This is a genomic window from Streptococcus oralis, assembly GCF_026782375.1.
GTDB lineage: Bacteria > Bacillota > Bacilli > Lactobacillales > Streptococcaceae > Streptococcus > Streptococcus oralis_CL.
In genome coordinates this window covers 566,900-580,528 of the sequence record NZ_JAKUWJ010000001.1, presented here as the reverse complement: position 1 = coordinate 580,528, position 13,629 = coordinate 566,900, and the positions used below count along the sequence as shown (strand labels likewise).

The 13,629-nt window shown below is 38.1% G+C and carries 15 protein-coding genes and 2 pseudogenes; 16 read left to right on the top strand and 1 reads right to left on the bottom strand.

The window, feature by feature from the left end; all coding sequences use genetic code 11:
• The first annotated feature begins 1 nt into the window (after window position 1).
• From MK409_RS02910 to rlmD, 6 genes are all read left to right on the top strand, one after another.
• Window positions 2-433, top strand: a complete 432-nt coding sequence (locus MK409_RS02910) for a GNAT family N-acetyltransferase (RefSeq protein ID WP_268705281.1) — start codon at window positions 2-4, stop codon at window positions 431-433.
• A 49-nt stretch (window positions 434-482) separates the two neighbouring features.
• Window positions 483-1,739 carry a serine hydroxymethyltransferase gene (gene glyA, locus MK409_RS02905; protein ID WP_268705280.1) on the top strand — a complete coding sequence of 419 codons (1,257 nt, stop codon included), beginning with the start codon at window positions 483-485 and terminating at the stop codon, window positions 1,737-1,739.
• 7 nt (window positions 1,740-1,746) lie between these two features.
• Window positions 1,747-2,721: a nucleoid-associated protein gene (locus MK409_RS02900; protein ID WP_049505781.1), complete on the top strand. Its 975-nt coding sequence runs from the start codon at window positions 1,747-1,749 to the stop codon at window positions 2,719-2,721.
• Complete coding sequence (locus tag MK409_RS02895; RefSeq protein WP_002893258.1) at window positions 2,721-3,323, top strand: lysozyme family protein; 603 nt, start codon at window positions 2,721-2,723, stop codon at window positions 3,321-3,323. The genes MK409_RS02900 and MK409_RS02895 overlap by 1 nt, the downstream gene beginning before the upstream one ends.
• A gap of 86 nt (window positions 3,324-3,409) precedes the next feature.
• Window positions 3,410-4,384, top strand: a complete 975-nt coding sequence (locus MK409_RS02890) for a DUF1002 domain-containing protein (RefSeq protein ID WP_268705279.1) — start codon at window positions 3,410-3,412, stop codon at window positions 4,382-4,384.
• 73 nt (window positions 4,385-4,457) lie between these two features.
• Window positions 4,458-5,816 (top strand): 23S rRNA (uracil(1939)-C(5))-methyltransferase RlmD, encoded by a 1,359-nt coding sequence (rlmD, locus tag MK409_RS02885; protein WP_268705278.1) that lies wholly within the window; start codon window positions 4,458-4,460, stop codon window positions 5,814-5,816.
• A 42-nt stretch (window positions 5,817-5,858) separates the two neighbouring features.
• Here rlmD and MK409_RS02880 read toward each other — a convergent pair whose 3' ends face one another.
• Window positions 5,859-6,095: a hypothetical protein gene (locus MK409_RS02880; RefSeq protein ID WP_268705277.1), complete on the bottom strand. Its 237-nt coding sequence runs from the start codon at window positions 6,093-6,095 to the stop codon at window positions 5,859-5,861.
• A 29-nt stretch (window positions 6,096-6,124) separates the two neighbouring features.
• On the opposite strand from MK409_RS02880, the gene aac(6') reads away from it, so the two are divergent.
• The 10 genes and pseudogenes from aac(6') to MK409_RS02830 all read left to right on the top strand — a co-directional run bounded on the left by aac(6') (window position 6,125) and on the right by MK409_RS02830 (window position 13,562).
• Window positions 6,125-6,553: an aminoglycoside 6'-N-acetyltransferase gene (gene aac(6') / locus MK409_RS02875; protein WP_268705276.1), complete on the top strand. Its 429-nt coding sequence runs from the start codon at window positions 6,125-6,127 to the stop codon at window positions 6,551-6,553.
• Window positions 6,554-6,610: 57 nt separating this feature from the next.
• Window positions 6,611-7,219, top strand: a pseudogene (locus MK409_RS02870) (Type 1 glutamine amidotransferase-like domain-containing protein).
• 178 nt (window positions 7,220-7,397) lie between these two features.
• Window positions 7,398-8,141: a CPBP family intramembrane glutamic endopeptidase gene (locus tag MK409_RS02865; RefSeq protein WP_268705275.1), complete on the top strand. Its 744-nt coding sequence runs from the start codon at window positions 7,398-7,400 to the stop codon at window positions 8,139-8,141.
• Between the two features lie 153 nt (window positions 8,142-8,294).
• Complete coding sequence (locus tag MK409_RS02860) at window positions 8,295-9,101, top strand: alpha/beta fold hydrolase (RefSeq protein ID WP_268703320.1); 807 nt, start codon at window positions 8,295-8,297, stop codon at window positions 9,099-9,101.
• An 11-nt stretch (window positions 9,102-9,112) separates the two neighbouring features.
• On the top strand, window positions 9,113-9,241 hold the full coding sequence (locus MK409_RS02855) for an ADP-ribosylglycohydrolase (RefSeq protein ID WP_268703319.1): 129 nt from the start codon (window positions 9,113-9,115) through the stop codon (window positions 9,239-9,241).
• Window positions 9,242-9,345: 104 nt separating this feature from the next.
• Window positions 9,346-9,963: an SAP domain-containing protein gene (locus MK409_RS02850; RefSeq protein WP_268705274.1), complete on the top strand. Its 618-nt coding sequence runs from the start codon at window positions 9,346-9,348 to the stop codon at window positions 9,961-9,963.
• 17 nt (window positions 9,964-9,980) lie between these two features.
• A pseudogene (locus MK409_RS02845) lies at window positions 9,981-10,070 on the top strand (hydrolase); the annotation flags it as partial.
• Between the two features lie 140 nt (window positions 10,071-10,210).
• On the top strand, window positions 10,211-11,092 hold the full coding sequence (locus MK409_RS02840) for a diacylglycerol/lipid kinase family protein (protein WP_268705273.1): 882 nt from the start codon (window positions 10,211-10,213) through the stop codon (window positions 11,090-11,092).
• Between the two features lie 62 nt (window positions 11,093-11,154).
• On the top strand, window positions 11,155-11,646 hold the full coding sequence (locus tag MK409_RS02835) for a phosphoribosylanthranilate isomerase (protein ID WP_268705272.1): 492 nt from the start codon (window positions 11,155-11,157) through the stop codon (window positions 11,644-11,646).
• Window positions 11,647-11,822: 176 nt separating this feature from the next.
• A complete protein-coding gene (locus tag MK409_RS02830) occupies window positions 11,823-13,562 on the top strand; it encodes a glycoside hydrolase family 13 protein (protein WP_268705271.1) in 1,740 nt (579 codons plus the stop codon).
• Window positions 13,563-13,629: the final 67 nt, after the last annotated feature.

The window sequence follows — 13,629 nt, the reverse complement described above, 5'->3', positions numbered from 1 at the left end:
GATGCTAAGAGATTTGCAAGAAACAGATGTGAATGCTATATGTGAGATTAACCAAGAGGCTTTGGGCTATTCTTTTAGTCCAGAGGACACAGCTAGTCAACTAGCTAGACTGTCTCAGGATTCCCATCATTTCCTACTTGGTTATGAGGATGAAGCCAGCCATACCTTGCTTGGGTATGTCCATGCTGAAGTTTATGAATCCCTCTATTCCAAAGCAGGATTCAATATCTTAGCTTTAGCAGTTTCGCCTCAAGCACAAGGCCGAGGTATCGGTAAAAGCTTACTGCAAGGGTTGGATCAAGAAGCAAAAAGACGTGGTTATGGGTTTATCCGCTTAAATTCTGCCGATCATCGTCTGGGTGCTCATGCATTTTATGAAAAAGTTGGTTATACTTGTGATAAAGTGCAGAAACGGTTTATTCGCATCTTTTAGTTTATTTTCTTAAACTAAAGGACCAGTCACACTATAAAGGAGAAGACCTATGATTTTTGACAAAGACGATTTTAAAGCATACGATGCTGATCTATGGAATGCTATTGCCAAAGAAGAAGAACGCCAACAAAACAATATCGAGTTGATTGCTTCGGAAAACGTGGTTTCCAAGGCTGTTATGGCAGCTCAAGGGTCTATCTTGACAAACAAATATGCCGAGGGTTACCCAGGACGCCGTTATTATGGTGGAACCGATGTAGTAGACGTGGTAGAAACTCTAGCTATTGAACGTGCAAAAGAAATTTTTGGTGCTAAATTCGCCAATGTCCAACCTCACTCAGGAAGCCAAGCCAACTGTGCGGCTTACATGGCCTTGATTGAGCCAGGTGATACCGTTATGGGGATGGATTTGGCAGCAGGTGGACACTTGACCCACGGAGCTCCAGTTAGCTTCTCTGGTCAAACCTACAACTTTGTTTCTTACAGTGTTGATCCTGAAACGGAACTCTTGGACTTTGATGCTATCTTGAAACAAGCCCAAGAAATAAAACCAAAATTAATTGTAGCGGGTGCTTCAGCCTATTCTCAAATTATCGACTTCTCAAAATTCCGTGAAATCGCAGATGCCGTTGGTGCTAAGCTCATGGTCGATATGGCCCATATCGCTGGTTTGGTTGCAGCTGGACTTCATCCAAGCCCAGTGCCATACGCTCATATCACTACAACAACGACCCACAAAACTCTTCGTGGACCTCGTGGTGGTTTGATTTTGACAAATGATGAAGACCTAGCTAAGAAAATCAACTCAGCTATTTTCCCTGGTATTCAGGGTGGTCCTTTGGAGCATGTTGTCGCTGCTAAGGCAGTTTCCTTCAAAGAAGTTTTGGATCCAGCCTTCAAGGAATATGCTGCTAATGTCATCAAAAACAGCAAGGCTATGGTTGAAGTCTTCTTGCAAGACCCTGATTTCCGTATCATTTCTGGTGGTACTGAAAATCATCTCTTCCTAGTGGATGTGACTAAGGTTGTAGAAAACGGAAAAGTTGCTCAAAACTTGCTGGATGAAGTCAATATTACCCTAAATAAAAACTCAATCCCATATGAAACCTTGTCACCATTCAAGACAAGTGGGATTCGTATCGGATCTGCAGCCATCACTGCACGTGGATTTGGTGAAGAAGAAAGCCGTAAAGTTGCTGAACTCATCATTAAAACCCTTAAGAATGCAGAAAATGAAGCTGTCTTAGAAGAAGTGAGAAGTGAAGTCAAAGCGTTGACAGATGCCATCCCACTATACGAGGACTAATACTTTTATGGACATTTATATTAAGAAAGCTATTATCCATCAGTTCAGCCCAGATGATACTGAGTTGTTTCTAGCGGATAAGTTTCTCAATATCACTCCAAAAATCGAAGAATACCTGCGCAAAAAAATCGAACGTGTGTATTCAGATGAAGCTAAGACTGGGATTTTCGAAGAAGAAAATCCCTTCTTCAATCACATCACAGATGATTTGTTGGAGACATCAGTAACACTGGCTAATCTCTGGAAAGAGGAGTTTAGCATTTCTGAAAATCTCAAGACCAATGACTTGGTTTTTGTTCAGTTTTCTAAAGAAGGCGTTGAACATTTTGCTTTCTTGCGAATTGCTCTACGTGAGACCTTGACCCACCTTGGTGGAGAAGTTGATAACCCAATCAAGCTAACTCAGAATAACCTTCCTGGATTTGGAACGGGAGCTGACGAGGCCTTGGTGGTTAATCTACAGAGTCGCAAGTACCATCTGATTGAAAAACGAATCAAGTATAATGGGACTTTCTTGAATTATTTTTCAGAAAATCTCCTAGCTGTTGCCCCTAAGATTTCGCCAAAAAAATCCATCAAGGAACTGGAAAAAACGGCTCAGAGAATTGCAGAGTCCTTTAACACAGATGATTTTCAATTTCAATCTAAGGTCAAATCAGCGATTTTCAACAATCTTGAAGAAAACAATGAGTTGTCTCCTGAGAAATTGGCTAATGACCTTTTTGACAACAATCTGACAGCTCGTTTGAGCTTTATCGACCAAGTCAAGGAAGCCGTACCAGAACCAGTCCAGTTCGATGAAATTGATGCCAGTCGTCAGCTCAAGAAATTTGAAAACCAAAAACTCTCCTTGTCAAATGGAATCGAGCTCATCGTTCCCAACAATGTATACCAAGATGCGGAATCGGTCGAGTTTATCCAAAATGACAATGGAACCTATTCTATCTTAATTAAAAATATCGAGGATATTCAAAGTAAATAATGTTTAAATTTATAAGAAGAGTGCTTGTGCTAGCAGTCTTCCTTTTTGCAGGATATAAAGCTTATCATATCCATCAGGATGTTAAACAAGTCATGACCTACCAACCCATGGTTCGAGAAATCTTGAGTGAAAGAGATACCCCAGCCAATGAAGAGTTGGTGCTCGCCATGATTTATACCGAAACGAAGGGAAAAGAGCGGGATGTCATGCAGTCTAGTGAGTCTGCTAGTGGCGCTACCAATACCATCAAAGACGATGCCTCTAGTATTCGCCAAGGGATACAGACACTAACAGATAATCTCTATTTGGCACAGAGCAAAGGAGTAGATGTCTGGACCGCCGTTCAAGCCTATAATTTTGGACCTGCCTATATCGACTTTATCGCTCAGAATGGCAAGGAAAATACTCTGGCCCTAGCCAAGCGTTACTCCCGAGAAACGGTTGCTCCTATCCTTGGAAATACCACTGGGAAGACCTACACCTACATCAACCCAATTTCTATCTTTCATGGTGCAGAACTCTATGAAAATGGAGGAAATTATTACTACTCGAGACAGGTACGCTTTAATCTCTACATCATGAAATTCTTTAATTTCTTCTAAACATCTGGTTTGACCAGGTGTTTTTCACTATAAGCTTTCTTTAAGATTGTTTTATTACCCTAGAAAGGTAAAGGAGGGAATATCCCATGAGAAAGAAATTCTTTCTAACAAGTGCTGCAGTATTGTGGGCCGCAATAGCTATGACGAGTGTCCACGCAGCAACCGATGTTCAAAAAGTAATCGATGAAACCTATGTACAACCAGAATATGTCCTAGGTTCTTCTCTATCTGAAGACCAGAAAAACCAAACTCTTAGCAAACTTGGCTATGACGCATCAAAAGACACCAAAGATATCAAAACCATGACACCTGATATCTATTCGAAAATTATGAATGTGGCTAATGATGCTAGTCTACAGCTCTATTCGTCGGCTAAAATTCAAAAGCTGGGTGACAAATCACCTCTAGAGGTCAAGATTGAAACGCCTGAAAACATCACCAAGGTGACGCAGGATATGTACCGTAACGCAGCAGTGACGCTGGGAGTGGAGCATGCCAAAATCACAGTTGCAGCTCCTATTCCAGTTACAGGTGAGAGCGCTCTTGCTGGGATTTACTACTCGTTAGAGGCCAATGGTGCTAAAGTTCCGCAAGCCAATAAAGATCTAGCTCAAGAGGAGCTAAAAGCCTTGTCCGATATCAATGCTGAAAATAAGGACAAGTCAGGTTACGATGCCAATAAGCTAAATGCGGCCATGGCAGATATCAAGGCAGGAATAGCAAAGGCAAAAGAAGCCAAAGGAAATCTGACAGAAGAAGATGTCCGCAAAATCGTTGAAGACACACTAAAAAACTACAAACTCGATCAGGTTATAACAGGAAACCAGGTCAATATCATCATCAATTTTGCACTTAACCTCTCAAAGAGTGATATTTTGAACAATGCTGACTTCACTAAAACCCTAAATGACCTCAAGGAAAGCATTGTATCCCAAGCTGGAGATAGCTTTAAAAATATCAACCTCAACTTTGATGCCAATAAAGCGCTAGAAGAGGGGGGCAACTTCTTTAGCTCTCTTTGGCAAGCCATTGTCAACTTCTTCAAGAGTTTTGGTGCTTAGGTCATTTCATGATATAATAGATGGTAACAGAAATGTTGCCGTCTTTTTTGTCGGCCGATAGAAAGTGAAAAATATGTTAAAGAAAAATGATATTGTTGAAGTTGAAATTGTTGATTTGACCCATGAAGGTGCTGGGGTGGCCAAGGTAGAAGGTTTGGTTTTCTTTGTAGAGAATGCTCTACCAACTGAGAAAATCCTCATGCGAGTCCTTAAAGTCAATAAAAAGATTGGCTATGGGAAAGTTGAAGAATACCTTACTTACTCTCCACATCGTAACCAAGACCTTGACCTAGCTTATCTACGCTCAGGTATCGCTGATTTGGGGCATCTTGCCTATCCAGAGCAGCTCAAGTTTAAAAGCAAGCAAGTCAAGGATAGTCTCTACAAAATTGCTGGCATTAGAAATGTAGAGGTCGCTGAGACACTAGGTATGGAACATCCAGTCAAATATCGCAATAAGGCGCAGGTGCCCGTTCGTCGAGTGAATGGTGTCTTGGAAACTGGCTTTTTCCGTAAGAATTCGCATGACCTTATGCTACTCGAAGATTTCTTTATTCAGGATCCGGTGATTGACCAAGTTGTAGTAGCTCTTCGAGACCTGCTCCGTCGTTATGATTTGAAACCTTATGATGAAAAGGAACAGTCTGGCTTGATTCGCAACCTCGTTGTGCGTCGTGGTCACTATTCAGGACAAATCATGGTTATCTTAGTGACTACACGTCCTAAAATTTTCCGAGTGGAGCAATTGATTGAACAAATCATCAAGCAGTTCCCAGAGATTGTCTCTGTCATGCAGAATATCAATGACCAGAATACCAATGCGATTTTTGGGAAAGAATGGCGCACACTTTATGGCCAAGACTATATTACGGACCAGATGTTGGGAAATGATTTCCAAATCGCTGGCCCAGCTTTCTACCAAGTCAATACTCAAATGGCGGAGAAACTCTATCAAACAGCCATTGAGTTTGCGGAGTTAAAAGCAGATGATGTGGTGATCGATGCCTATTCAGGGATTGGAACGATTGGATTATCCGTTGCCAAGCATGTTAAAGAAGTATACGGTGTTGAAGTGATTCCAGAAGCAGTTGAGAATAGCCAGAAGAATGCTGCATTAAATAATATCACAAATGCCCACTATGTCTGTGATACTGCTGAAAATGCTATGAAGAACTGGCTCAAGGAAGGTATCCAACCAACCGTTATCTTGGTCGACCCACCACGCAAGGGTTTGACCGAAAGCTTTATCAAAGCAAGTAGCCTAATTGGGGCTGACCGCATCGCCTATATCTCTTGTAATGTCGCAACCATGGCGCGTGATATCAAACTCTACCAAGAGTTGGGATATGAATTGAAAAAAGTTCAGCCGGTGGATTTATTTCCGCAGACGCATCACGTTGAGTGTGTGAGTTATTTAGAGAAACGTAGTTAAACCTCAAAAGGTTCACCAAACCTTTTGAGTCCCACAAACGCATCATGTTGAGGTGGTATCACTGCTTGTACAAGCTGAGGCATCAGCGAAGTAGAAGCAGATGTTCCGCCCATGGGATAGGACTCGTAGAATGAGGAGGGAAACCGACGAAATGATACGGTAAGTCCGAACCGCTGAGTGCATGGCTCTGCTCTTCCGATCTGAGACAGTCGAAAAGTAGAAGGGGATGGTATTGGGATCAATCAATGAGTAACAAAGTAACAGCATGATTCGAAACATTTGCTTGTAATTTTCGGAGGAACATCAATATGGATGGAATAACAAAAGATTCTATAAAAACGGCTAAACTAATAAAACAATTATGGCCCCAATTGACCAATAAAGAAGCTATTGATGAAGTAAAAAAATATACGAATGGCAAAAATACTACAATCTTTACTGAAGTTGAAGGTGACACAATTGTAGGTCTAGCACTATGTTCACTCAGATTTGATTATGTTGAAGGTTGTAAATATAGTCCTGTTGGATTCTTAGAAGGGATTATTGTCGACGAGGAATATCGTTTAAAGGATATTGCTAAAAATCTCTGTACAAAATGTGAGGAATGGGCGAAAAATAAAGGATGTAAGGAATTTGCAAGTGACTGTACTTTAACGAATACGGATTCTATAAGATTTCATCTCAATATTGGATTTCAGGAGGCAAATAGAATTATTCATTTTAAGAAGAAACTATAATTTAGAAACGTGAATAAACTTGTTTAAACTTTATGTATCTTTAGAAAGTGTGTTAACTTGAAAGAACAAATTTTTTTGATGGGTGGGAATCCCCCAATAACGAAATATAGTATTGTTGATAAAATTGTATTATCAAGGAAGATTGAAAGAATTGTTATTTTTACAGTTTTTCGAGATAATTAGCAACCCTATATGAAGAAGTACACGGAAGTTTTCCAAAGTCAATTTCCTAATCTAAATACTGATTACTTACTTTTGGACACTGAGCAGATTGATTTTGATAGCTATTTAGACGCTGATCTAATCATCATCGGTGGAGGAAATATGGAAAAATATATAGCTACTTATGTCAATCAGGAGTTCAAAAATTATATCGATCATATGCTTAATAAAGGGGCAAAAGTTATAGGATTTTCTTCAGGAGCCCTATTATTAGGAGAAAAAGTCTATGTCTCACCTAATGATAATTCAGATCATCAGATAAAGATAAAAAATGGATTAGGAGTCTTTAGTCAGTTTTTAATTAGTGTCCATTATGATTCCTGGAATGATAAAGCAAATAAGGATATAGCTGAGGAACTCGTTAATGTTCCCATAATTCCACTAAATGATCATTCATGTCTTGTATTGGATAAACTTGGAAACATCATAGAGAAAATTGACTAGTTTTAATCATGCGAATCTGAATCTACGAAACTAAAGTATTGACGAAATGAATAGTGAAAAGCCTTGATTGTAAGGCTTTTTTGTGTTTTTATGATAGAATATAGGTAGTTATAATCGATAGCAACTAAGAAGCAGTAAAAATATTATTCATAAAATAATCAAGATTAGGAAGAAAAAAATGACAGAAATTGACAAAAAGAATTTAAAAAATTATCTTTATTGTACATTTGGAATTACTTATATAGCTTGGGGGCTTCTTGCCATCTTTACTCAATCTTATATTTTGGGATTGGAAACGATTATAGGTAGAATATTACATATAGTTGGTGCACTTGGACCAGCTATTGCAAGTGGATTTTATTTAAAAAGTAATAATATAAAATTTAAACATTTTTTATTTAATAAGATAGAAAATAGTAGTATTTATTTCATTTATCATATGTTAGCAATTTTGATACTATTTTCTGTATCTTCCTTAGAATTAAACGGAGTATCAATTTATCTGATGCCATTATTCTTTATACAACTAATTTTTTTTGGTGGTGGACATGAAGAATTAGGATGGAGAGGAATATTACAACCGTTACTTGATAAAAAATATACTTATTGGCAATCTAATTTGATTGTAGGATCAATTTGGGGAATATGGCATCTGCCTTTATGGTTTATAGTTGGAGAAAGTCATCAAGGATTTCCTTTTATTTTATTTTTTATATATACATTATTTTTAAGTTTTGTTTTAGGACTTCTTTACCGCCAAACCAAATCTGTGGGATACTGTATATTATTTCATGCGTTCGCAAATTTGTTAAATCTCTATTTTGTGTTAAAAATTAATTTTATTTTTATTATCATTTTTATTGTTTATTTAATCTATACTATATTGGCAAGTAACAGAATTAGTAAGGAAAAAATATTTTAAATTTTTGATCAGTATAACTATTATCGAAAGTAATGATTGATGTATTTAGATGATCAATGTTAGTGAATTTCAATTCGATGTGGTATCACTGCTTGTTCAAACTGATTTAACAAGTATTTATCTAGTGAAAGTCCTACAGTAAGGAGTTTAAACATGAAATTCCATGAATTTGGTGATAAGAATTTGCCTCCTATTTTACTGATACATGGTGGTGGCAGTTCTTGGTGGAATTATCTTCGTCAAGCACGGATCTTGTCAGAGAAGTATCGTGTCATTCTACCCACCTTGAATGGCCACGGCGAAGAATATCAACTTGATTATGTTTCTACTGAAGATTCTGCTTTGGAGATTCTAGACTATATCAAAGCAAACTGTGGTGGGAAATTGTTTGCAATCGGTGGTGTTTCACTTGGTGGTCAAATTGCCATGGAACTTTTGTCTTTAGACAGTGAAATTGCTGAGAAGGCCATCATAGATGGAAGCCTCTGTATTCCTCAACCAAGGTTAGCTAAAATCAGCATCTTTCTAGTGTCTCTATTTGGTAAACTGATGTTCAATAAATTCTCTTGCAAACTTCAGTTCAGCATGATGAACAAACTCTATCCTAAACTGGCTTTTCCAGAGGAAATAAAAGCTTATTATTTGGAGGATTTGCCAAGGACGCCTATCAAAACATTGGTGACCATTTACAAAAACTATATGGGATGTTACAAGCTGAAAGATATGATTTCTGCTAGCAAGGCTCAGGTTCTGTATATCTATGGTGAAAAAGAATTGAACTGTGTGAAAGAATCAGCGAAATTATTTCATCAGCTACATTCAAATACAATTTTGTATGAAGCAAAGGGCTATAACCACGGCTATTTATCAGCTTACCTGCCTTATGAGTGGATTGATTTGGTGGTGCCATTTTTAAAGAGTGACTCATTAGAAATGTGTAACGAATCTGATATGCCATAAGGAGGAATACCATGCTAGGAGCAATAGTTGGAGATATTGTAGGTTCAGTTTACGAATGTAATAATATCAAAACGAAGGATTTTCCTTTATTTTGTGAGGATTGTTTTTTCACGGATGATACGGTAAGTCCGAACCGCTGAGTGTGTGAGTTTGTTAGTGAAACGTAGCTAATCCTCAAAATAAAGAAACTAAAACTCCATTATTTTGAGATGACAACCTAAACTGTTTTTAAGGAGGTGTTATATTGATAGAGAGCAGACCTGAGTTTGATAAAATCTCATCCTTTGATGAATTTAATAAATATTACTGGTATCGTGATGAACTTTCACAGATATGCAGGTCATTAGGACTTGAATATAGAGGTACAAAACAGGAACTCAATGATATTATTGAGCAGTACTTCAAGGGGAATTTGATTAAAAAATCATCAATAAAAAGTAAGAAGAAACAAGTAGAAGTCGTTACCTTGGACACGCCCTTACTTGAATGTGGATTCTCCTTTAATGCACACTTTAGAGAATATTTCTCAACTTTAACAGATGTTTCACCCTTTAAGTTTACTGCCGATATGGCTACAGCTTGGAGAAAAGTAAAAAGAGAAAATGATTTTAGTTTTACAATCCAAGATATGCTAAAAGTTTATGATGGAAATTCAGATTATGCTAAGTATGACCATTCGGTTTGTCAATGGAACCAATTTTTAAAGGACTTCTGTGCTGATGAAAATAGTCGTAACTACTCAAACAAGTTAAAAGTTGCTTCTATTCTTTGGAAAGAAGTTAAAAATTCAAAAAATGAAAAAATTTATTCAAAGAATCTTTTGACCGAATATGCTGATAGAATAAAAGACTATTGTAAGTAGAAACGCCATCTCACTTGGTGGCAGAGGCAGCTTATGGTATTCCTTATTGGATAAAGGATAAAGCTTATTCTGATTTGGATGAATCCTTAAAGGATGTAATTAGGTGATGGGAAAATAGAATAAAATTATATTAATCTCCGGTACGTCTGATTACTATTTTTTGAGATTTCATTATATAATAGCATTATATGTAATGACTGATGTAGTTACACTAACATTTCTATTTAAAAATTAAGGAGTACTATCAATGAAAAAAGCAATGTTAATTATCAACCCTACCTCTGGTGGGGAGAAGGCTTTGGATTATAAAGAAAAGCTGGAGAGTAAAGCCAAAGATTATTTTGAGCAGGTGGAAACCAAAATTACCGAAAAAGCCTTAGACGCAACACACTTTGCTGAGGAAGCGTCTCGTGAGGAGTACGATGCAGTGGTTGTTTTTGGTGGAGACGGGACTGTCAATGAAGTTATTTCAGGTATTGCTGAGAGAGACTACATTCCTAAGTTAGGGATTATCCCTGGCGGTACTGGTAACCTCATTACGAAACTTTTGGAAATCAATCAAGACATCGATGGCGCGATAGATGAACTCGATTTTAACTTAACCAACAAGATTGATATTGGTAAAGCGAATGATAACTATTTTGGTTATATCTTTAGTATCGGTTCTCTGCCTGAGGCGATTCACAATGTTGAAATCGAGGACAAGACAAAATTTGGTATCCTTGCCTATGCTGTAAATACAATGAAGTCTGTCATGACGGATCAGGTCTTTAACATTAAGATTGAGACAGAAAATGGAAATTATGTTGGTGAAGCTAGTCATGTTTTGGTTCTCTTGACAAATTACTTCGCTGATAAGAAAATCTTTGAAGAAGACAAAGATGGCTATGCCAATATTTTGATTCTAAAAGATGCTTCTATATTCTCAAAATTATCCGTCATTCCTGACTTACTAAAAGGAGATGTTGTCGGCAATGATAATATTGAGTATATCAGAGCGCGTAATATTAAGATCTCTTCAGATAGTGAATTGGAGTCAGATGTTGACGGAGATAAATCCGATAACCTACCTGTAGAAATCAAAGTCCTAGCTCAGCGAGTAGAAGTATTTTCGAAACCGAAAGAGTAGAAGGTAAAAATTAGTTTTTCTTTCACAACGAAATCGATTTTATATCAACGATTGGAGGAGGAATGGATTCTCTATTTGATGAATTTCGAACAATTTGTTCTCATTTAAACCAAGTCGGAATCACTCCCACGCTCATGGGGTCTTTGGGGTTTGAATACCGATCAAATGAAGAATGGGGGCCATCTGACATTGACATTCATGTGCCTGGCGACCCTAGAGGTTGGGAAGCACCTGATCATCTCCGGATTTATGACTGGGACAAGATAATGGAAGTGATGAATCGCTTAGGCTATACCTTGATAGATATTCATGAGCATGAATTCCAAAAGGATGGTCTGAGTGTTGAGTTTGGAAGTATCGATTCTTTACCTGATTTTGCAGGGGTATCGGAATCGGATATAGAGCTGATTCATCTTGAAAACATCACATTTCGTGTTCCAAACCTAGAACAGTATTTAAGTATTTACAAGGCTTCTTCCCAAGATTCCTATCGAAATGAACACAATAACAATAAGGATTTTAAAAAAATTGTGTGGCTGGAAAGACATTTGTAAATCATCATTTGAAAAGTAGCTAGTTGTAAGACTGGCTGCTTTTTTATTTATAGAACCAAACCGCCCGAAACTACGAACAAACCTTGCAAATAAAATACGAAAGTAGTATACTAGAATCACAATAATGAAAACGTTTGCGCAATGAGATGAATAAAAGTAAACTAGGAGACAGAACAATGGAATTAACAGCCATTTACCACAGACCAGAGTCGGAGTATGCTTATCTTTATAAAGACAAGACAATGCACATTCGTATTCGGACCAAGAAAGATGATATTGAAAGCATGAACTTACATTATGGAGATCCGTTTATCTTTATAGAGGATCGTTATGAAGCAATCAAGAAGATGACCAAAGTTACCTCCGATGCTTTGTTTGATTACTGGCAAGTGGAGGTTACGGTCGGCTATGCGCGACTCCAGTATCTCTTTGAACTCAAGGATAAGCAAGGTCAGAGTATCTTATATGGCGATAAAGGATGTGTTGAAAATACGCTAGAAAATCTTCATTACGAAGGAAATGGTTTTAAAATTCCTTATATCCATGAAATTGATGCTTGCCATGTTCCTGACTGGGTGGCAAATACAGTTTGGTATCAGATTTTCCCAGAACGTTTTGCTAATGGCAATCCTGAGATTTCACCTGAAGGTGCGCTAGCTTGGGATTTCTCTATCAAACCAAAGACGAGCGATTTCTTTGGCGGTGATTTACAAGGTATTATTGACCATCTGGATTACTTGCAAGACTTAGGGATTACAGGACTTTATCTCTGTCCTATCTTTGAATCTCCAAGCAATCACAAGTACAATACGACGGATTATTTCGAAATTGACCGTCATTTTGGTGATAAGGGAACTTTTCGTAAACTGGTGGAGGAGGCCCATCAGAGAGGGATGAAAATCATGCTTGACGCTGTTTTCAATCACATTGGGGATCAGTCTCCACAATGGCAGGATGTCCTCAAGCATGGTGAAGATTCTGTTTACAAAGACTGGTTCCATGTTCAAGAGTTCCCAGTGACCAAGGATAAGCTGGGGAATCCAAGAAAGCTCCCTTATCATACCTTTGCCTTTGCCAGCTATATGCCCAAGCTCAATACGGCAAATCCTCAAGTAAGGGACTATTTACTAAGCGTTGCGACCTACTGGATTGAAGAGTTTGATATCGATGCTTGGCGTTTAGATGTGGCTAATGAAGTCGATCACCAATTTTGGCGAGATTTCCGGAAGGCTGTCTTGGCTAAAAAGCCTGACCTTTATATTCTTGGAGAAGTCTGGCATACTTCACAGCCTTGGCTAAATGGCGATGAATTTCACGCAGTCATGAACTATCCACTCTCTGACAGTATCAAGGATTATTTCTTGCGTGGGGTTAAGAAGTCCCATCAATTTATCGATGAGATCAATAGCCAGTCTATGTACTATAGACAGCAAATTTCGGAAGTGATGTTCAATCTCTTGGATTCGCACGATACGGAGCGCATTTTAGCTACTGCCAAGGGAGATAGCCAACTTGTTAAGTCTGCCCTTGCCTGCCTCTTTTTACAAAGGGGGACACCGTGTTTCTACTATGGAACTGAGTTAGAATTAGACGGAGGACCAGACCCAGATTGTCGTCGTGTCATGCCTTGGGAACGTGTATCCGACAGTAATGAGATGCTTCATTTCATAAAGGAATTGATTCTGCTTCGCAAGAGTGTCGCATATATAATCCAGCATGGGACCTATAGACTGAAAGAAATCAAGTCAGATGTGGTATCTTTAGCATGGAATTATGATGGACACAAAGTCCAAGCTATTTTTAACCAATCAAGTGAAAACTATCTTGTAGACCGTGATTCTGTAGCGCTAGCCAGTCATTGCCAAGAATTGGACCAGCAACTGGTGATTTTGCCTAAAGGTTTCGTCATTCAATAAAAATAGGATTAAAAAGACTGTAATGAATGGGTGATTCGTGCAGTCTTTTTTTGACTTATGTAGTATA

What these genes read in the sequence shown, in the direction of transcription:
- MK409_RS02910 (WP_268705281.1), top strand. Translation starts at nt 2, where the DNA reads ATGCTAAGAGATTTGCAAGAAACAGATGTGAATGCTATATGTGAGATT.
- glyA (WP_268705280.1), top strand. Translation starts at nt 483, where the DNA reads ATGATTTTTGACAAAGACGATTTTAAAGCATACGATGCTGATCTATGG.
- MK409_RS02900 (WP_049505781.1), top strand. Translation starts at nt 1,747, where the DNA reads ATGGACATTTATATTAAGAAAGCTATTATCCATCAGTTCAGCCCAGAT.
- MK409_RS02895 (WP_002893258.1), top strand. Translation starts at nt 2,721, where the DNA reads ATGTTTAAATTTATAAGAAGAGTGCTTGTGCTAGCAGTCTTCCTTTTT.
- MK409_RS02890 (WP_268705279.1), top strand. Translation starts at nt 3,410, where the DNA reads ATGAGAAAGAAATTCTTTCTAACAAGTGCTGCAGTATTGTGGGCCGCA.
- rlmD (WP_268705278.1), top strand. Translation starts at nt 4,458, where the DNA reads ATGTTAAAGAAAAATGATATTGTTGAAGTTGAAATTGTTGATTTGACC.
- MK409_RS02880 (WP_268705277.1), bottom strand. Translation starts at nt 6,095, where the DNA reads ATGTTTCGAATCATGCTGTTACTTTGTTACTCATTGATTGATCCCAAT.
- MK409_RS02865 (WP_268705275.1), top strand. Translation starts at nt 7,398, where the DNA reads ATGACAGAAATTGACAAAAAGAATTTAAAAAATTATCTTTATTGTACA.
- MK409_RS02860 (WP_268703320.1), top strand. Translation starts at nt 8,295, where the DNA reads ATGAAATTCCATGAATTTGGTGATAAGAATTTGCCTCCTATTTTACTG.
- MK409_RS02855 (WP_268703319.1), top strand. Translation starts at nt 9,113, where the DNA reads ATGCTAGGAGCAATAGTTGGAGATATTGTAGGTTCAGTTTACGAATGT.
- MK409_RS02840 (WP_268705273.1), top strand. Translation starts at nt 10,211, where the DNA reads ATGAAAAAAGCAATGTTAATTATCAACCCTACCTCTGGTGGGGAGAAG.
- MK409_RS02835 (WP_268705272.1), top strand. Translation starts at nt 11,155, where the DNA reads ATGGATTCTCTATTTGATGAATTTCGAACAATTTGTTCTCATTTAAAC.
- MK409_RS02830 (WP_268705271.1), top strand. Translation starts at nt 11,823, where the DNA reads ATGGAATTAACAGCCATTTACCACAGACCAGAGTCGGAGTATGCTTAT.